Raw genomic sequence first — 18,542 nt, forward strand, 5'->3', positions numbered from 1 at the left:
GTGAAATATCCGAGCCGGAAATCCGGCTCAGATATCGAGGTTTTCGGCAAACGCGGCGCGTTCCTGGATGAAGCGGAAGCGGGCGTCCGCCTTGGTGCCCATCAGGTTATCGACGGCTTCGCGGGTGCCTTCGAAATCCACGTCATCGATCGAAACGCGTAGAAGAGTGCGATGGGCAGGATCCATCGTGGTTTCCTTCAGCTGCGCCGCCATCATCTCGCCAAGGCCTTTGAAGCGGCCGATTTCGACCTTCTTGCCCTTGAACATCGTTTCCATCAGCTCCGCCCGGTGGGCGTCGTCGCGGGCATAGACGGTCTTGCCGCCCTGGCGCAGCACGTAGAGCGGCGGCACCGCCAGGTAGAGATGGTTGCCGCGGATCAGCTCGGGCATTTCCTGGTAGAAGAAGGTGATCAGCAACGAAGCGATATGGGCGCCGTCGACGTCGGCATCGGTCATGATGATGATGCGCTCGTAGCGGAGGTCTTCCTCGCGGTATTTCGTCCGTGTGCCGCAGCCGAGCGCCTGGATGAGATCGGCGATCTGCTGGTTGGCGGACAGTTTTTCGCGGCTGGCGCTGCCGACGTTGAGGATCTTGCCACGCAAGGGCAGGATCGCCTGGTTGGCGCGGTTGCGCCCCTGCTTGGCGGAGCCACCGGCCGAGTCCCCTTCGACGATGAAGAGTTCCGCACCCTCGGCGGTGTTCTGCGAGCAGTCGGCAAGCTTGCCGGGCAGGCGCAGCTTGCGCACCGCGGTCTTGCGGTTGACTTCCTTTTCCTTGCGGCGGCGCAGGCGCTCTTCGGCGCGTTCGATCACCCATTCGAGGAGCTTCGCGGCTTCGGCCGGGTTGCCGGCGAGATAGTGATCGAAGGGGTCGCGCAGGATGTTTTCGACGATGCGCTGGGCCTCGACGGTCGCGAGCTTGTCCTTGGTCTGGCCGACGAATTCCGGCTCGCGGATGAAGACCGAGAGCATGCCGACCGCGGAAATCATCACGTCGTCGGTGGTGATGTCCTTCGCACGCTTGTTCTGGGTCAGGTCCGCATAGTTCTTGAGGCCCTTGGTGAGCGCGATGCGCAGACCCGCCTCGTGCGTGCCGCCCTCGGGCGTCGGGATGGTATTGCAGTAGGAATGCAGTTCGGGATCGCCACCATACCAGGTGATCGCCCATTCCATCGCGCCGTGGCCGCCGGTCTTTTCGGTGCGGCCGGCGAAGATTTCGCGGGTGACGGTGAAATCCTTGCCGAGCGTCGCGGACAGATAGTCCTTCAGGCCTCCGGGGAAGTGGAAGACCGCCTTTTCCGGAATGTCGCCACCGGCCGGCACCATGCCCGGATCGCAGCTCCAGCGGATTTCGACGCCGCCGAAGAGATAGGCCTTTGAGCGCGCCATGCGGAAGATACGGCCGGCATCGAATTTCGCGTGGTCGCCGAAAATCTGCGGGTCTGGATGGAAGCGAACCTTGGTGCCTCGGCGGTTATGAACGTCGCCGAGTTCTTCCAGGCCGCCCTGCGGTACGCCGCGCGAAAAGCGCTGGCGGTAGAGTTTTCGATTGCGAGCGACTTCCACTTCGAGAAGATCGGATAGCGCGTTGACGACGGAGACGCCGACGCCGTGCAGACCGCCCGATGTCTCGTAGGCCTTGCCGTCGAACTTACCGCCCGCATGCAGCTTGGTCATGATGACTTCGAGCGTCGACTTGCCGGGTACCTGGGGGTGATTCTCGACCGGGATGCCGCGGCCGTTGTCGGTGACGGTCAGGAAACCCTCGGCGTCGAGATGGACGTCGATGAAGTCCGCATGGCCGGCAACCGCCTCGTCCATCGAATTGTCGATGACTTCGGCGAAGAGGTGGTGCATCGCCTTCTCGTCGGTGCCGCCGATATACATGCCGGGGCGCATGCGCACCGGTTCGAGGCCCTCGAGCACGCGGATCGAGGAGGCGCCGTAGTCGTCGCCGGACAATGTCGTCGGAGCAGGGCGGGGCGTCGAAGGCGCCGCCTTGACGGCCGGCGCGGGTTCGACGGCAACCGGCTTTGATGTCACAGGCAAATCGGCAAAAAGGTCGTTATTGTCATCCATCGGCTGCGTCGGTACTACCTGTCGGGGTGCGGAAAAGGAAGCCATACCCATCTCGTGCTGTTTCGAATCACTTGCGATTCTGCCAGAAACCCGGCTTTTTCGCGATGCCGCATGGAAACGGTCGTTTTTCACCAATGCTTCGCCGATCGGGCCATGGCAAGCTTGCGAGGCTGAGGGAACCTGATGAAACCAAGCATGTCCACAGTTCATTTCGTTTTCGGCACGGTTCTTGCTCTTCTGTCAACTCTTGCCACTGTGCGTGCAGAAGCCCAGGAAGGGCCGATAAAGCCTTTCAAGGACGAGCTTTTTTCCCGGATGACGGTGCTGCAATCCTCTGATGGCGGCGCTTACGAGGTGATCGACTACCAGGAAATGCGCGACATCAACGGCCGCGACCGCGAGCCGGAACGGCGCGTCAAGGATGACTATGTTTCCCTGGGCGTCAGGCGCTACCAGCAGAACGAGACGCTGGACCTTGCCGGGCGCCGGCTCGATGTCACCAGGGTGGGACAGGCCGCGGGCGCCGCCTTCACGGTGATCTTCATCCACGGCCGCGGCGGCGACCGCCGGCTTGGCGTCAACGACTATACGTTCGGCGGCAATTTCAACCGCCTGAAGAACCTCGCCACCGGCAATGGCGGCACCTATTATTCGCCGAGCGTCACCTCGTTCGACGACAAGGGGGTGGCCGATATCGCGGCACTGATCCGCTACGCGTCCGACCAGTCCTCCGGACGGCCTGTCATCGTCGCCTGCGCCTCGATGGGCGGGTTCATCTGCCAGGGCATCAGCCGGGACGCACAGGCCGTGCGGTATCTCAGGGGCGTGGCACTCCTCGGCGGCCCGCCGGACCCGGAATTGCCGAAATCGGCCCTGGCAAAGCGCAAGCTGCCGATCTATTTCGCGCATGGCGGCAGCGATAGCGTCTACAAGTCCGAGGATCAGGCGGCGGTCTATCGCAAGCTGAAGGCAGCGCGCTACCCGACCCGGTTCACGCTGTTTGCGACCGGCAGCCACGGCACCCCGATCCGGATGGTCGATTGGAAGAAGGTTCTGAATTTTTTGCTGACCAGCCACTGAAAGGCTGGCCGTTAACCAAAGACTTGAACCAAAACCTGTCTTTTACATACCAATTCATGCAGGATGTGTCTAAAAACACGTTCCCGAATAGATGGAGGCTTCGGTTCCGCTCGTCGGAACCGAATGGAGAGGAAATATTTGCCGATGACGCCTGATGTGCGCCCGCTCGTTGCCGGAAACTGGAAAATGAACGGCACCCGCGAGTTCCTGACCGAAATCAAGACGATTGCCGATGGGGTGATGGGAGCGCTTTCGGAAAAGGTCGATACGCTGATCTGCCCGCCGGCAACGCTGCTTTACGTCGCGACCGCGCTATCGACCGATAGCCCGCTAGAGATCGGCGGCCAGGATTGCCACCAGAACCTCAGCGGCGCCCATACCGGCGATATTTCCGCGGAAATGATCGCCGATTGTTTCGGCACCTATGTGATCGTCGGACATTCCGAACGTCGCGCCGACCATGCCGAAACCGACCATCTGGTCCGCGCCAAGGCGGAGGCGGCCTATGCCGCCGGCCTGACGGCGATCATCTGCATCGGCGAGACCGGTGATGAACGCGACGCATACCAGACCCTCGATATCCTGAAACGCCAGATTTTCGGCTCGCTGCCACTGTCGGCAAACGCTGCCAATACCGTCGTCGCCTATGAACCGATCTGGGCGATCGGCACCGGACTGACGCCGACCGTCAAGGATATCGAAATCGCCCATGCGTTCATGCGGGCAGAACTCGTCCAGCGGTTCGGCGACGAAGGCAGACAGATGCGCATTCTCTACGGCGGTTCGGTCAAGCCGGGCAATGCAAGGGAGTTGATGGGCGTCGAGAATGTCGACGGCGCATTGATCGGCGGCGCGAGCTTGAAAGCCTCGGACTTTCTCGCCATCTATCGTGTCTATGAGGAACTGACGGCCTAAAGCTTTTGATAAGGGCTTGGAATGCGCGCGGGCCTCATGTAAAGAGCCGCCAATCTTCTTCTATTGCCTCGTCGAGGGGCAGGGATCTTTAATTCATGCAGACCGTTCTGATCGTCATTCATCTCATGATCGTGCTGGCGCTCGTCGGCGTCGTGCTGATCCAGCGCTCCGAAGGCGGTGGGCTCGGCATCGGCGGCGGCTCCGGCTTCATGTCGGCACGCGGCACCGCCAATGCGCTGACCCGCACGACCGCCATCCTCGCGACGCTGTTCTTCATCACCTCGCTGGCGCTCGGCATCCTGGCTCGATACGAATCCCGCCCGAGCGACATCCTGAACCGCATCCCGCAGAGCCAGCAGGGCACGGGCGGCGGCATTCTCGACCAGCTCGGCCCGGCACCTGCGCCCGCTCCGGCAGGCAACGGCGTTCCGTCCGGCTCCGGCGCATCCGCTCCGGCGCCAGCAGCTCCGGCAACCGGTGCTGCGCCCGCACCCGCGACCGGTTCGGCGCCCGCCGCTCCGACTGCCCCGACGGGTGTTCCGACCGGCCAGTAAGGCACGGTCGACGTTTCAAGCTCCGGCAGGCCAAAAGCCTGCCGGTTTTATTTTGTGAAGATTCCACAGCCGTTTTAACAAAGCGGACGATTTAGGCTGGCGGAATCACCAATGAAAAGGTATCCGGTGAATCCCATGGCGCGATATGTATTCATAACTGGCGGCGTGGTTTCTTCCCTCGGAAAAGGAATTGCGGCCGCGGCACTCGGAGCTTTGTTACAAGCACGAGGTTACCGGGTTCGGCTGAGAAAGCTCGATCCTTATCTCAACGTCGACCCGGGCACGATGAGCCCGACGCAGCACGGCGAGGTGTTCGTCACCGACGACGGGGCGGAAACCGACCTCGACCTCGGTCACTACGAGCGCTTCACGGGGCGTTCCGCGACCAAGACCGACAACATCACCACGGGTCGCATCTACAAGAACATCATCGACAAGGAACGCCGCGGCGACTATCTCGGCGCAACCGTCCAGGTGATCCCGCACGTCACCAACGAGATCAAGGATTTCGTCACCGAGGGCAATGACGACTACGATTTCGTCATCTGCGAGATCGGCGGTACGGTGGGCGATATCGAGGCGATGCCGTTCATGGAAGCGATCCGCCAGCTCGGCAACGATCTGCCGCGCGGCACCGCGATTTATGTCCACCTGACGCTGATGCCGTTCATTCCGGCGGCCGGCGAGCTCAAGACCAAGCCGACCCAGCATTCCGTCAAGGAATTGCAGGCGATGGGCATCGCGCCGGATATCCTGCTGGTGCGCGCCGATCGCGAAATTCCGGAGGCCGAACGCCGCAAGCTTTCGCTGTTCTGCAACGTGCGGGCCTCCGCCGTGATCCAGGCGCTCGACGTCGCCAATATCTACGACGTGCCGATGGCCTATCACAAGGAAGGCCTCGACAACGAGGTCCTGGCCGCCTTCGGCATCGAACCGGCTCCGAAGCCGCGTCTGGAAGCCTGGGAAGAGGTCTGCAACCGCATCCGCACCCCGGAAGGCGAAGTGACGATCGCGATCGTCGGCAAATATACGGGCCTCAAGGACGCCTACAAGTCGCTGATCGAGGCGCTGCACCACGGCGGCATCGCCAACCACGTCAAGGTCAATCTTGAGTGGATCGAATCGGAGATCTTCGAGAAGGAGGATCCGGCGCCGTGGCTCGAGAAGGTTCACGGTATCCTGGTACCCGGCGGTTTCGGCGAGCGCGGTTCGCAGGGCAAGATCAATGCGGCCCGTTTCGCGCGCGAGCGCAAGGTGCCGTATTTCGGCATCTGCTTCGGTATGCAGATGGCCGTCATCGAGGCTGCCCGCAACCTCGCCGGCATCGAGAAGGCGTCTTCCACCGAATTCGGCCCCTCCAAGGAGCCGGTGGTCGGCCTGATGACCGAATGGGTGAAGGGCAACGAGCTCGAAATCCGCTCGGCGGCCGGCGACCTCGGCGGCACGATGCGTCTTGGCGCCTACAAGGCGGCGCTCAAGAAGGACACTAAGATCGCCGAGATCTACGGTTCGACCGATATTTCCGAGCGGCACCGTCACCGTTACGAGGTGAATATCGACTACAAGGACCGGTTGGAAAATTGCGGCCTGGTCTTCTCGGGCATGTCGCCGGACGGCGTACTGCCGGAGACGATCGAATATCCGGACCATCCGTGGTTCATCGGCGTCCAATACCATCCGGAGCTGAAGAGCCGGCCGCTCGATCCGCATCCGCTGTTTGCGAGCTTCGTCGAAGCGGCGCTGGAACAAAGCCGCCTCGTCTGAGGATATGAGACAAAAGGCAGGATTCCGCATCCTGCCTTTTTGCCATCAGGCGGAGATTTTCACTCTGGCGGCACTGCTGCGACATCCCCTATGCTCGCCGGAATTGCTCTTTTCATTTCAGCGGTGCGATATGGCCATTTTCGACAGATTTTCTCTTAACGGACGCGTGGCGCTCGTCACAGGCAGCGGCCGGGGGCTTGGCCTGCAGATGGCGAAGGCTCTGGCGGAGGCCGGCGCGCATGTCGTGCTCAGCGGCCGCTCGACCGAAATGCTCGAACAGGCAGTGGCTTCCATCGCCAGTGCGGGCGGCAAGGCGAGTGCTGCTGCCTTCGACGTCGCAGATCTCGATGCCGGACGCGAGACGATCGCCAGACTTCACGCAGATCATGGCCGGCTGGATATCCTGATCAACAATGTCGGTGCCCGCGACCGGCGCCCGTTTGCAGCGTTCAGCGATGCCGAAATCCTGAACTTGATCCAGACCGACCTGCTCTCGGCAGTCGCCCTGTCTCGCAGTGCTGCGGACATCATGAGGGGGCAGGGCCACGGCCGTCTCATCTCGATTACCTCGATCATCGGCGGCATGGCTCGTCCCGGCGACGCCATCTATCCCGTCGCCAAACAGGGGCTGACCGGTCTGGTGCGAAGCCTTGCGGCTGAATACGGCCCGTTCGGCGTCACCAGCAATGCGATTGCGCCTGGCATGTTCGCCACCGAGACCAATGCAGGGATTTCCGCGGATCCCGACATGATCGCATTCATGCGCCAGCGCGTGCCGCTGCAGCGGTGGGGCCGGCCCGAGGAGATCGCCGGTGCCGCGCTGTTCCTGGCCAGCGACGCCGGCTCTTTCGTCAACGGCCATGTGCTGACCGTCGACGGCGGCATGTCCATACAGATGTGATCGCCACTCATGCCGCCTGCGGCAGCGGGCCGACATAGACCGAACGCGGGCGGATCAGCCGGCCTTCCAGTGCCTGCTCGCGGGCGTGGGCGATCCAGCCGACCGTGCGTCCGATGGCAAAGACGCCGGTGAAGGCTTCGCGCGGGAATTTCAGAGCGTCGAGCAAAAGGGCGGTGTAGAATTCCACGTTGACGTCGAGCGGCCGATCGGGCTTGCGCTCCTTGAGGATGGCAAGCGCTGCCTGCTCGACGGCGTCGGCAAGACGGATTCGATCGAGATCCACCTGACCAGTGACGACAAGCGGTTTTAGAGCCTGTTTCAGCGCATCGGCACGCGGGTCCCGAACGCGGTAGATGCGATGGCCGAAGCCCATCAGACGCTCGCCGCGGTCGAACGCATCGGCAAGCCATGGCTTGGCATTCTCCTGCGCGCCGATCGCATCCAGCATGTCGAGTACGGGTCCCGGCGCACCGCCATGCAGCGGGCCTTTCAGCGCGCTGATCGCTGCGAGCACGGAGGAGGTGAGGCCGGCCTTGGTCGAGGCGACGACGCGCGAGGCGAAGGTCGAGGCGTTGAGACCGTGGTCGGAGATCGTCACCAGATAGGCGTCGAGCGCTGCGACCTGTTCTTGCGTCGGCAGGCGGCCATTCAGCATGGCGAGAATATCCGCGGACTGGGAGAGCGACGGGCGTGGCGCCACGGGAGTCTCCCCCTTCTGGAGCCTCAGCACGGCGGGCAGGAAGACGGCAGGAGCGGCGAGCAGACGCAGGGCCGTTTCCAGATCCTCGCCATCCGGCAACCGCGCGATCAAGGCGCGGACGGCATCGACCGGCGGCAGGTTCAAAAGCGCGTCATCCGCGGCACCCACATGGAAGAAAACGTCGGCGCGGGCCTCGCCAAGACGGACCCTCAGATCGGCTGCGGTAACGGGTCGTTCCAGCAGGCCATCCAGCAGCAGCGCAGCGACATCTTCATAGGTCGCGCGCGAGACGAGCAGGTCGAGAGATACGCCGCGAATGACGAGGCGACCCGCTTCTCCGTCAACGTCCGAAAGCCGGGTCTCGGCGGCGATGACATCTTCAAGTCCGTTGTTTTTCATGAGTGTTTCTCCTTTACGGGGAGGATGATCGGACCTAGTCTTATTGACGTCAATCTTGATGCAATCGATCAATGTGAAGCATGCTCTGGATCACAGCCGAAGAGGCGCTTTCCCTCCTCGGGACCAAACCGCAGACGCTCTACGCCAATGTCAGCCGCGGCCGCATTCGGGCGAAGGCGGATCCGGCAGATCCGCGCCGCAGCCTCTACCAGGCCGACGACGTCAAGCGTCTTGCGGCACGCCATGCCGGACGGCGCCAGTCGGCAGCGGTGGCGGCAGACGCGATCCGCTGGGGCGATCCGGTCCTGCCGACGTCGATCTCGACCATTTCCAATGAGCGGCTTTTCTATCGCGGCCGCGATGCCGTCGAGCTGTGCGAGCATGCGACGCTGGAGGAGGTGGCAGCCCTGCTCTGGGATACGGACAGCGTGCGCGTCGCGGCGGGGGCAGGGCAAGGCGGCTCCACGCGCATGGCGGCGGCTTTTGCCGGGCTTGCGGCCCGCGTGACGAGCGACCTGCCGGCGCTGCGCCGGAAACCCTTCATCCTGCGCGCCGAAGCGGCGGACGTGCTCTCGACCGCAGCCAAGGCGCTGGCGCCGTGGCCGGAGCCGCTGCTCCTGCATCAGCGGCTGGCGCTCGGCTGGCAGCGGCCCGATGCGGCCGGGTCGATCCGCAAGGCACTGGTGCTGGCGGCCGAACACGAGCTCAACGTTTCCGCCTTTGCGGCGCGCGTGACGGCGTCGTCGGGCGCGGCACTCTCCGCTGCGACGCTTTCCGGCCTTGCCACGCTCACGGGTCCGCGGCATGGCGGCGCCTGGATCAGCGTCACGATGCTCGCGGAAAAGGCGGCGTCGGTTGGTGTGCGCGAGGCGATCCGCAGCATGTTGTCTTCTGAAGGCGTGGTGAGGGCCTTTGGCCACCGGCTCTATCCGCATGGCGATCCGCGGGCGCGGGCCCTGATGGCGAGTTTCGAAGCGCCGCCGCTCTATGTTTCGCTCGCAGAGGCCGGGGAGGAACTCCTGGGCGAGCCGATCAATATCGATTTCGCGCTGGCGGCGCTCGCCGCGACTTTCAAACTTCCGGAAGACGCACCGCTCGTCATCTTCGCGCTTTCGCGGACCGTCGGCTGGCTGGCGCACGCCATGGAACAGATCGAGAGCGGCCACCTGATCCGGCCCAGGGCGCGCTATGCCGGCCCCGGCAGCGATTCTGGTGTATAGCGTCTTTTAAAAGCCGGCGGCTTTCATGGTCGACATGACACCATCACGGAAACTCCTTTATCTTGCGAAGGGAATCAGGGTGAGCATGGGCAATGTTGGGCAGCGATTTTAGCTTGAGTTTGAGCCTGTTCGTGGCGCAAGGCCGCGAACGCGATACAGCCGAGTTCTACAAGAACGTCTTCGGTGCCAAGGAAACGAATTCCTACGAGATGTTGCGTCTGACGATGATCGAGCTTGAGCTCGGATCGATCGGTATCGTCGTGTGCGGCTCCGATCCGGACATGGAAGCAGCGCCTTCCTATCAGGGGCCCTACCATCCGAAAAACGACGGCGCCGTCAGCACGATCTTCCAGCTGACGGTGCCGGATGTCGAAAGCGTCGTCGATGCAGCGTTCGAATTCGGCGGCATGATGCGCGACAGGATCCAGACGGACATGAACGGTCGGCAGGTAGCGTCGATCTTCGATCCCGCAGGCCATGTCTGGGTATTGATCGAGCGCGGGCAGGACGAGGAATAGTTTCGTCCTGGCCGTTCGGCTCGATCAGCGGATGTCGCGATAGGCAGCCAGGGCCCGGTCGCGGGCAAAAGCGTGATCGACGATCGGCTTCGGATAGGTCTTTCCGAGCTCGATGCCCGCCTTTTCCAGGACATGCTCTGGCGCTTCGAAAGGCTTGTGGACGTATTTGCGATCCAGCCTCGCCAATTCCGGTACATGTTCCCGGACATAATCGCCATCCGGATCGAATTTCTCGCCCTGCAGGACGGGGTTGAAGATCCGGAAGAACGGCGAGGCGTCGGCGCCGGAGCCTGCGACCCATTGCCAGTTGGCGGAATTGTTGGCCGGATCCGCGTCGACCAGCGTGTCGCGAAACCATCTTTCGCCGCGGCGCCAGTCGATCATCAGATCCTTGATCAGGAAGGACGCGGTAATCATGCGAACCCGGTTGTGCATGAAACCTGTGCGCCAGAGCTGGCGCATGCCGGCATCGACGATGGGATAGCCCGTCAGGCCCATCGTCCAGGCGCTGAACTCCTTGGCGTCGTATTCCCATTTGAAGCCGTCGAACCTGTCGTCCCAGTTCCTGTCGTGAAGTTTGGGGAATTCGGCCAGCAGATTGTAGCAGAAGTCCCGCCAGGCGAGTTCGCGGCGGAAATGGGCAACATCCTCAGACGCCTTTGGGGGCAGGCCCCGGACGGCATGCCAGATGCGGGCCGGCGAGACCTCGCCATGCGCAAGATGTGGCGAGAGGAGGGAGGTGGCATGGACTGACGGTAGATCCCGGCCGCGCTTGTAGTCCTGCAGATCGCGATCGACGACGTCGGCAAGTTTTTCCTGCGCACCCGCTTCGCCGGGCGTCCACATCCTCCCGAAATCCGCGGCCCAATCCGGCTTCTTCGGCAGCAGAGCCCAGTGATCGAGATTTTCGGAAAGTGGAAAATGCTCGGGCGAGGGGATTTTCGTCGGCGCGTCGGTTGGTTCCTGCGGCTCGCCCACCTTCTGGAGCGCGTTCCAGAATGGCGTAAACACCTTGAAGGCGTTGCCGGCACCGGTGCGGATAGATTTCGGCTCGTGCAGGAGCTGTCCGTGGAAGGCGCGGATAGCGATGTCGTGCTTTTTCAGCTCAATGGCGATGCCCCGGTCGAACAACGTCCGCTCATAGGCGCGGTTGACGAAGACGGTTTTTGCATTGGTCTTGCGGACGAGATCAGTGAGCACGTCCTCGGCCTTGCCGGAGATGAAGATGAGGTCACCACTCAGCGACTTCAGCGATGCCTTGAGTGCGGCTAGCGAGTGATGCAGCCACCAGGCCTGCGCGGCACCGAGCGGTCCGATGTTCAGGTGTGCCGGCTCGCGGATATAGACCGGGATGACCGGGCCGCCGGCCTCGATCGCAGCGTGCAGTGCCGGGTTGTCGTCGAGGCGCAGATCCTTGCGGAACCAGAGGATGGCGGGGGCCGGTTTTTCAAGAGACACGGTCTTCTCCGTTCAGGGCATTGCTGCCCCAAGGTACGGATTTCGCAGCGGATCGGATCACCGTCAGGGGCGGATCAGCAGGATCGGGCAGGGGGCACCGGCCGGCAGTTCCGGAGCATGCGCCGGGCGGATGATGAGGCCGTCGGAATGGGCGAAGATCTTCATCATCGACGAGTCCTGCTTCCCGAACGCCTCGGCGACCAGATTGCCGTCGCGGTCCCTCGTCAGCTTGGCGCGCAGATAATCCTGGCGCTGGTCGTTGGCTGCAAGCCTGTGTGCCGTGATGCCCTGCACCTCGCGGTGCCTTTCCGGCAGGTGCGCGAGCTTGCGGATCAGGGGTTCGAGGAAGAGCAGGCTGGTGACAAGGCTTGCGACCGGATTGCCCGGCAGGCCGAGGACGTGCATATCGCCGAGCGCGCCGACCATCAGCGGCTTGCCCGGCCGCATGGCGATGCGCCAGAAATCCAGCTCCATGCCGGCGGCTTTCAGCGTCGATTGCACTAGGTCGTGATCGCCGACCGAGGCGCCGCCGAGGGTCACCAGTACGTCGGCCTTGGCCGTACGGGCCTTGTCAATGGCTGCGGTGATATCCTCGGGCCGGTCGCGGACGATGCCGAGATCGAGGACCTCGCCGCCATTGTCACGCACCAGCGCGGAGACACCGAACGTGTTGGAGGCGATGATCTGCGCTGCTCCAGGCGTGGCACCGGGCGGGACCAGTTCGTCGCCGGTCGCCAGGATCGCGACGCGCGGGCGGCGGTAGACGGAGAGCTCAGGGTGGTTCATGGCCGCAGCGACGGTCAGGTGCGAGAAGTCGACGAGGGTGCCGGCGGGCAGGACCGTTTCGCCTTCGGCAAAATCCTGACCGCGGGGGCGGACATGCCGGCCCTTCACCACTTCGAATTTGGTGCGGATGCGGTCGCCTTCGAGCTTTTCGGCATCTTCCTGAATAAGGATGGAATCCGCGCCATCGGGCAGGGGAGCGCCGGTGAAGATCCGCACGGTCTCGCCCTTGCCGATCGCACCATCGAAAGCGTGGCCGGCCGCGGCTGTGCCGATCACGGTCAGCTCCGAACCGATCGACGGCGCATCTGCGGCATTGAGGGCGTAACCATCCATAGCCGAAGCGTGGAAGGGCGGCTGGGTCAGGCGGGCGCCGAGATCCGCCGCAAGGACCCGGCCGTTTGCTTCACCGAGAGAGATGGCGTCCACCGCTTCGATCGGGGTCGCATGGGCGAGCAGCCGGTTCGTCGCTTCGGAAACGGGCAGCAATGCCATGTCTCAATCCTCCGCGCGGTAGGTTCCGGATTTGCCACCGGTCTTTTCGAGAAGGCGTATGCCGCCGATCTCCATGGCCCGGTCAACGGCCTTGGCCATGTCGTAGATCGTCAGGCAGGCCACCGAGGCGGCCGTCAGCGCTTCCATCTCCACGCCGGTCTTGCCGGTCAGTTTTGCGGTCGCGGTCACCCGCAGGCCCGGAAGGGTCTCGTCCTCGGCAATATCCACGACCACCTTGGTGAGCATCAGCGGGTGGCAGAGCGGGATAAGATCCGAGGTTTTCTTGGCGGCCATGATGCCGGCCAGCCGCGCGGTGCCGATCACATCGCCCTTCTTGGCATTGCCCTCGCAGATCAGCGCGAGCGTCTCAGGCAGCATGCGGACGTAACCCTCGGCGGTCGCCGAACGGGTGGTCTCGGCCTTGTCGCCGACATCGACCATATGCGCCTCGCCGGAGGCGCCGATATGGGTGAGGCCAGTCATTATTCCGCCGCCTGGGCCGCAGCCTCGCCGGTCAGGAGAAGCCGGGTTGCGGCGGCCACGTCGTCCTTGCGCATCAGGCTTTCGCCGACGAGGAAGGTGTTGATGCCGACCTTCCTCAGGCGCTGGCAATCCTCATGGGTGAAGATGCCGCTTTCGCCGACGAGCAGCCGGTCGGCCGGCACCATCGGGGCCAGCCGCTCGCTCGTTTCAAGGCTGAGCTCGAAGGTACGCAGATTGCGGTTGTTGATGCCGATCAGCGGCGAGGGGAGCTTCAGCGCCCGCTCGGTCTCTTCCTCGTCATGCACCTCGATCAGCGCGTCCATGCCAAGTTCGGCCGTGACGTCGTAAAGCGCGCGCGCCTCGTCGTCGGAGAGCGAGGCCATGATCAGCAGGATGCAGTCGGCGCCCCAAGCGCGGGCCTCGTGGATCTGGTAGGTCTCGAACATGAAATCCTTGCGCAGCGCCGGCAGCGAACAGGCGTTGCGGGCGGCGGTGAGGAATTCCGGCGCGCCCTGGAAGCTCGGCCCGTCGGTGAGAACGGAGAGGCAAGTGGCGCCACCGACTTCGTAGGCCGCGGCAAGCGACGGCGGATCGAAATCCGGGCGGATCAGGCCCTTGGACGGGCTCGCCTTCTTGATCTCGGCGATGAGGCCGAAGGCACCGGCATCCTGCCTGGCTTTCAGCGCACGATGAAAACCGCGCGGAGCCGGCTGGTCCGCGGCGCGGGCCTTCAGGTCGGCAAGCGGCACGCTCGCCTTCGCGGCCGCGATCTCCTCGCGCTTGTACGCTTCGATCTTCTTGAGGATATCCGTCATGGCCTCAATCCTTGTCATTCGAGACGGCGACCAGACGGTCGAGCGCGGCGGCCGCTTCGCCGCTGTCCAGCGACCGGGTGGCAAGCCTCATGCCGTCGGCGATCGTCTCCGCCTTGCCGGCGACGACCAGCGCGGCAGCCGCATTGCAGAGCGAAATATCGCGATAGGCATTCTTGGCACCGGCGAGCACGCTCCGCAAGGCCGCGGCATTGTGAACACCATCGCCGCCCTTGAGCTCGTCGAGCGTTGCAGGCTGCACGCCGAAATCCATCGGGGTCAGTTCGAAGGAGCGGATCTTGCCGCCTTCCAGCGCCGTTACCTGGGTGACGCCCGTGGTGGTGATCTCGTCCATGCCGCCGCCATGGACGACCCACACCGTCTCCGAACCGAGATCGCGCAGGACCTCGGCGATCGGGCCAATCCATTTTGGCGCGAAGACGCCGAGAAGCTGGCGTTTGGCGCCGGCCGGGTTGGAAAGCGGGCCGAGCAGATTGAAGATGGTGCGGGTGCCGAGTTCGACGCGGCTCGGGCCGACATGGCGCATGGCTGCGTGATGCATGGAGGCGAACATGAAGCCGATGCTGGCTTCCCGGATGCAACGGGAGATCTGGTCGGGACCGATCTCCAGATTGACCCCCAGAACGCCAAGCGTGTCGGCCGTGCCGGATTTCGAGCTCAGCGCCCGGTTGCCGTGCTTGGCGACCGGGACGCGGCAGCCGGCGACGATCAGGGAGGCCAGCGTGGAGATGTTGTAGGTGCCGAGGCCGTCGCCACCGGTACCGACGATGTCGATGGCGTCGGCAGGGCCGGAGACGGGCAGCATCTTCGAACGCATGGTTTCGACCGCGCCGGTAATCTCGGCAACCGTCTCGCCGCGGACCCGCAGCGCCATCAGGAAGCCGCCGATCTGGGACGGCGTCGCCTCGCCGGACATCAGGATTTCGAAAGCGCCGCGTGCCTCTTCGTGACTGAGGCTCTCGCCGTTGGCAACCTTGGCAAGCAGGGGTTTCAGCTCAGGCATGGTCGGCCATTCCTCTGGTTTACTGGAGCATGGCCTGGTCGACAGCAGTCTGATTGACGGACACGCCGTAGCTGTCCTTCAGACTGTTGACCATCTGATCGAGCATGTCGTCACCGGCCGCGTTCGCCATCTGCTGCAGCTGCTGGTCGCCGGAGAGCGCATCCGTGGTCGCCTGGTCGACGGCAACCACCTTCATCAGAAGGCGGCTTTCGCCATCGGACCCCAGCGCGGACGCGGTGGTGTTGACCGGGCCGGCGAAGGCCGCCGAAATCGCCTCGTTGCCGAAGATCGCGTCCTCGGCGCCGCGACGCAGGCCCTGCTTGTTCTCGACCGCAACGCCAAGCTCGGTAGCGATAGTGGCAAGCGTCTCGCCCTTGTCGAGGCGGCCCTTGAGTTCGGTCGCCTTGGCGGCAAGCGCCTGGCGCTGCTGTTCGGCGGTCCAGTCGGCGACGGCCTTGTCGCGCACGTCGGCGAGCGGGCGGTCGCGCTCCGGCGCGATGTTGCGCACGTCGAACCAGACATAACCGTCATTGCCGAGGTTGACCGGAATGGTGTCGGCACCCGGATCGGTACGGAAAACCTCACCCAGCAGCGTGTTCGACGCCGGAAGCTCGGTGATCCGCTGCTCCTTCTCGTTACGGCCGGAGGCATCGGTGGTGACAGTGACCGCCTTGAGATTGAGCGCCTTGGCGGTGTCCTCGAGTGAGGTGCCACCGCTGCGCATATCCTCGAAACGATCGTGGACGCTTAAGACTTCCTGCGACGCGGAAGAGACGGCAAGCCGCTTGCGGATCTCTTCCTTGACCTCGTCGAAGGAACGCGTCGTCTCGGGGCGGATATTGGTGACGCGCAGGATGACCGGACCGAACGTGCCGTCGATGACAGACGTCGTTCCGCCGCTTGCAGTGATCTTGAAGGCCGGTTCGGCAAAGGCCGGATCGGGCAGGTTCTCCTTGGTGAAATCGCCGAGGAGAACGTCCGTCGCGGTCTTGCCCTGATCCTTGATGATCTGGTCGAAGGTGGCGGTGCCGTCCTTCAGCTGCGTCGCGGCGGCCTGCGCCATTTCCTTGTTGGGGAAGGGGAGCTGCTCGATCGTGCGGGTCTCGTGCGTCTTGTAGCTGTCCTTGCGCTTCTCGTAATCGGCGCGCGCGGCATCGTCGGTGACCGAAGACGCGTCGGCGATATCGCCCGGTTGCAGCTTCACATAGGTAAAGGTGCGGTATTCGGGTGCGCGGTAACGGGTCTTCACGCCTTCGAACCAGGCGGCGAGCACATCGTTTGCCGGCGCCTTGACCGGGTCGATATTGGCGTTGGACAGCAGGATGTAGTCGATCGAGCGGGTCTCGTCACGATAGCTCTTCAAGGCATCGACCAGCACTTTCGGCGGCTGGAAGCCATCCGAAACCGCCTCGACGATCTGGCTGCGCACCGCGACCTTGCTGCGCTCCTTGATGTAATCGTCTTCGCGGATGCCGGCATTACGAAGACGCGAGGTGAAGAGGTTGCGGTCGAACTGGCCGTTGACGCCCTTGAAGGCCGGGTCCTCGGCGATCAGGTTGGCAAGGCGGTCTTCCGACAGGCCGAGGTTCATGTCGTCGGAAAGCTGATCGAGTGCGGCGCCGGCGGCGAGCTGCGTGAAGACCTCGTTCTGGATTCCGAAGGCACGGGCCTGCTCGGCGGTCAGCTGCGTTCCGAACTGACGGCTGAGATTGGCGATCTGGCGCTGATAGGCGAGGCGGAATTCCTGGGCCGAAATCTGCTGGTCCCCGACGGTCATCACCGTGTTGCCGCCGGTCGTCACCAGCGACTGAGAAGCACCCCAGATGGCAAACGAGGCAACCAGAAGCAGGAGAAGCGACTTGGCAACCCAGGAGCGGGCGGCGTTTCTGAGGGAATCAAGCATCGATCAACATACCTTGCGAACAGTCCTGCCGCCGGAAAAGGCGGATTGAAGGACAGTCTCTAAATCAAACCGAGATAGAAATGAAGGCATGCTGACGGAAAAGCGGAAACGATCCGTAGAACGCCGAACCAAGGCGTCCGCGACCTGTTGCAAGGACCTTCGTGGGACGTCTATTTCGTGAAGATGAAGAAGGCTCCGAGCGCGATGAAACCAAAGCCGACGATCTGTTTCCAGTGGATCGGTTCGCCGAGATAGAGCACGGAGAAGATCACGAAGACCGAGAGCGTGATGATCTCCTGAATGGTCTTCAGCTGCGCCGCATTGAAGTAACCGTAGCCGATGCGGTTGGCCGGCACCTGGGCGCAATATTCGAAGAAGGCAATGCCCCAGCTCACCATGATGACGAGATAAAGCGGCTTGCTCTCGAATTTCAGGTGCCCATACCAGGCGAACGTCATGAAGACGTTCGACAGAATTAGAAGGCCAATGGTGAGGAGGGGCGTGGCATTTGCGAACATGATGGGAGAATCCGTGAGAGGCTGCTGATGCCTACGGCAACCACGTTCGTCCATCAAAGACAAGCCGGCTTGTCAACGTGGAGCCGGGTATGCGGCGTCATACCGCTCAGGCGAAAATCGGGCTTTGGGGGCTGCGGACTTCGCCGTGGGGCAGTCCCGCTTCAACGGGCATTCGTTACAAAGCGGCGTTTCGAAACGGCAGACCGTCTGGCCAAGGCGCTTTACGAGAACGTGGAATTCGGAAAAATCCGACGCCGTCCAGTCCGTGGCCGCAGCCATGACCCTGGCATAGGCGGTTTCGATATCCGCCCTGGCTCCGACGATGCCAAACCGAGCGAGAACGCGCAGCACATGGGTATCGACCACGAAGGCCGGCATTGCGAGCGTGCTGAAATTGAGGGTCGAGGCCGCGACCTTGGGGCCGACACCCGGGAGCGCTTCGAGCCAGGCAAGGGCTTGCGGGGTCGGCATGTTTTTCAGAAACGACAGATCGAAATCGGGGTTGCGCACGGCGATAATGCCGAGCGCAGCCTTCAGATTTCGCGCCTTTTCATCCGCGAAGGTGACCTTGGCGATGACCGCCTCGATCTCGGTGGCTGGCGCTTGCGCAAGATCCGACCAGCGGGGATAACGGCGGATCAGACGCTCGTAAGCGCGCAGAGAGACTTCGTCCTTGGTACGGCTGCTGATCAAGGATTTGATCATCTGCCCGATCGGTTCGCGCAAATTGTGGGGGCGGTAACCGCTCAGCATGGAACGCAGGCGGTCGCGCATCAACGTTATGTCTGTCGGCGTGCCGAAATCGAAAGCTATCTGCATTCCTTATTATTAGAACAAATGATGAACATTTCAAGCTGATTTTCGCCCAGGCCTGGGTCTCAATCGCTTGTGCCGGCTCGCTGCATTCCCGAAACTCAAATCCCAGACAAAATCGCT

17 protein-coding genes are annotated in these 18,542 nt (G+C 63.1%); 7 read left to right on the forward strand and 10 right to left on the reverse strand.

What is annotated here, in order from left to right:
* Positions 1 to 27: 27 nt before the first annotated feature.
* Positions 28 to 2,079, reverse strand: a complete 2,052-nt coding sequence (gene parE, locus PMI07_RS27485) for a DNA topoisomerase IV subunit B (protein WP_037088531.1) — start codon at positions 2,077 to 2,079, stop codon at positions 28 to 30.
* 195 nt (positions 2,080 to 2,274) lie between these two features.
* Here parE and PMI07_RS27490 point away from each other — a divergent pair, with 195 nt between their 5' ends.
* The 5 genes from PMI07_RS27490 (at position 2,275) to PMI07_RS27510 (ending at position 7,293) form a co-directional block, all read left to right on the forward strand.
* Entirely contained in the window at positions 2,275 to 3,159 is an 885-nt protein-coding gene (locus tag PMI07_RS27490; protein WP_037088532.1) for a dienelactone hydrolase family protein, read from the forward strand.
* Between the two features lie 144 nt (positions 3,160 to 3,303).
* Positions 3,304 to 4,074, forward strand: a complete 771-nt coding sequence (gene tpiA, locus PMI07_RS27495) for a triose-phosphate isomerase (protein ID WP_024164210.1) — start codon at positions 3,304 to 3,306, stop codon at positions 4,072 to 4,074.
* Between the two features lie 95 nt (positions 4,075 to 4,169).
* A complete protein-coding gene (gene secG, locus PMI07_RS27500) occupies positions 4,170 to 4,628 on the forward strand; it encodes a preprotein translocase subunit SecG (RefSeq protein WP_007757733.1) in 459 nt (152 codons plus the stop codon).
* A gap of 135 nt (positions 4,629 to 4,763) precedes the next feature.
* Positions 4,764 to 6,392, forward strand: coding sequence for a CTP synthase (locus tag PMI07_RS27505; protein WP_037088535.1), 1,629 nt, complete (start codon positions 4,764 to 4,766; stop codon positions 6,390 to 6,392).
* 130 nt (positions 6,393 to 6,522) lie between these two features.
* Positions 6,523 to 7,293 carry an SDR family oxidoreductase gene (locus PMI07_RS27510; protein WP_007757735.1) on the forward strand — a complete coding sequence of 257 codons (771 nt, stop codon included), beginning with the start codon at positions 6,523 to 6,525 and terminating at the stop codon, positions 7,291 to 7,293.
* Between the two features lie 7 nt (positions 7,294 to 7,300).
* On the opposite strand, the gene PMI07_RS27515 is transcribed toward PMI07_RS27510, so the two are convergent.
* A complete protein-coding gene (locus PMI07_RS27515; protein WP_007757736.1) occupies positions 7,301 to 8,392 on the reverse strand; it encodes a citrate synthase/methylcitrate synthase in 1,092 nt (363 codons plus the stop codon).
* Positions 8,393 to 8,472: 80 nt separating this feature from the next.
* On the opposite strand from PMI07_RS27515, the gene PMI07_RS27520 reads away from it, so the two are divergent.
* Positions 8,473 to 9,612, forward strand: coding sequence for a citrate synthase (locus tag PMI07_RS27520; protein WP_024164211.1), 1,140 nt, complete (start codon positions 8,473 to 8,475; stop codon positions 9,610 to 9,612).
* 113 nt (positions 9,613 to 9,725) lie between these two features.
* On the forward strand, positions 9,726 to 10,130 hold the full coding sequence (locus PMI07_RS27525; RefSeq protein WP_155956663.1) for a VOC family protein: 405 nt from the start codon (positions 9,726 to 9,728) through the stop codon (positions 10,128 to 10,130).
* A gap of 24 nt (positions 10,131 to 10,154) precedes the next feature.
* Here the strand turns inward: PMI07_RS27525 and PMI07_RS27530 are convergent, their stop codons facing one another.
* The 8 genes from PMI07_RS27530 to PMI07_RS27565 form a co-directional block, all read right to left on the reverse strand.
* On the reverse strand, positions 10,155 to 11,588 hold the full coding sequence (locus tag PMI07_RS27530; protein ID WP_007755063.1) for a deoxyribodipyrimidine photo-lyase: 1,434 nt from the start codon (positions 11,586 to 11,588) through the stop codon (positions 10,155 to 10,157).
* A 63-nt stretch (positions 11,589 to 11,651) separates the two neighbouring features.
* Complete coding sequence (gene glp, locus PMI07_RS27535) at positions 11,652 to 12,866, reverse strand: gephyrin-like molybdotransferase Glp (protein WP_007755065.1); 1,215 nt, start codon at positions 12,864 to 12,866, stop codon at positions 11,652 to 11,654.
* A 3-nt stretch (positions 12,867 to 12,869) separates the two neighbouring features.
* On the reverse strand, positions 12,870 to 13,349 hold the full coding sequence (moaC, locus tag PMI07_RS27540) for a cyclic pyranopterin monophosphate synthase MoaC (RefSeq protein WP_007755066.1): 480 nt from the start codon (positions 13,347 to 13,349) through the stop codon (positions 12,870 to 12,872).
* Positions 13,349 to 14,164 carry an indole-3-glycerol phosphate synthase TrpC gene (gene trpC / locus PMI07_RS27545; protein ID WP_007755068.1) on the reverse strand — a complete coding sequence of 272 codons (816 nt, stop codon included), beginning with the start codon at positions 14,162 to 14,164 and terminating at the stop codon, positions 13,349 to 13,351. Before trpC ends, moaC begins: the two co-directional genes overlap by 1 nt.
* 4 nt (positions 14,165 to 14,168) lie before the next feature.
* The gene (gene trpD, locus PMI07_RS27550) at positions 14,169 to 15,185 is read right to left on the reverse strand and encodes an anthranilate phosphoribosyltransferase (protein WP_007755071.1); all 1,017 of its coding nucleotides are present in this window, start codon (positions 15,183 to 15,185) and stop codon (positions 14,169 to 14,171) included.
* Between the two features lie 19 nt (positions 15,186 to 15,204).
* A complete protein-coding gene (locus PMI07_RS27555; RefSeq protein WP_007755074.1) occupies positions 15,205 to 17,088 on the reverse strand; it encodes a peptidylprolyl isomerase in 1,884 nt (627 codons plus the stop codon).
* Between the two features lie 170 nt (positions 17,089 to 17,258).
* Positions 17,259 to 17,606, reverse strand: coding sequence for a DMT family protein (locus PMI07_RS27560; protein ID WP_007755076.1), 348 nt, complete (start codon positions 17,604 to 17,606; stop codon positions 17,259 to 17,261).
* A 72-nt stretch (positions 17,607 to 17,678) separates the two neighbouring features.
* The gene (locus PMI07_RS27565) at positions 17,679 to 18,425 is read right to left on the reverse strand and encodes a putative endoIII-related endonuclease (RefSeq protein WP_007755078.1); all 747 of its coding nucleotides are present in this window, start codon (positions 18,423 to 18,425) and stop codon (positions 17,679 to 17,681) included.
* Between the last annotated feature and the right edge of the window lie 117 nt (positions 18,426 to 18,542).

Source organism: Rhizobium sp. CF080, assembly GCF_000282095.2.
Lineage (GTDB): Bacteria > Pseudomonadota > Alphaproteobacteria > Rhizobiales > Rhizobiaceae > Neorhizobium.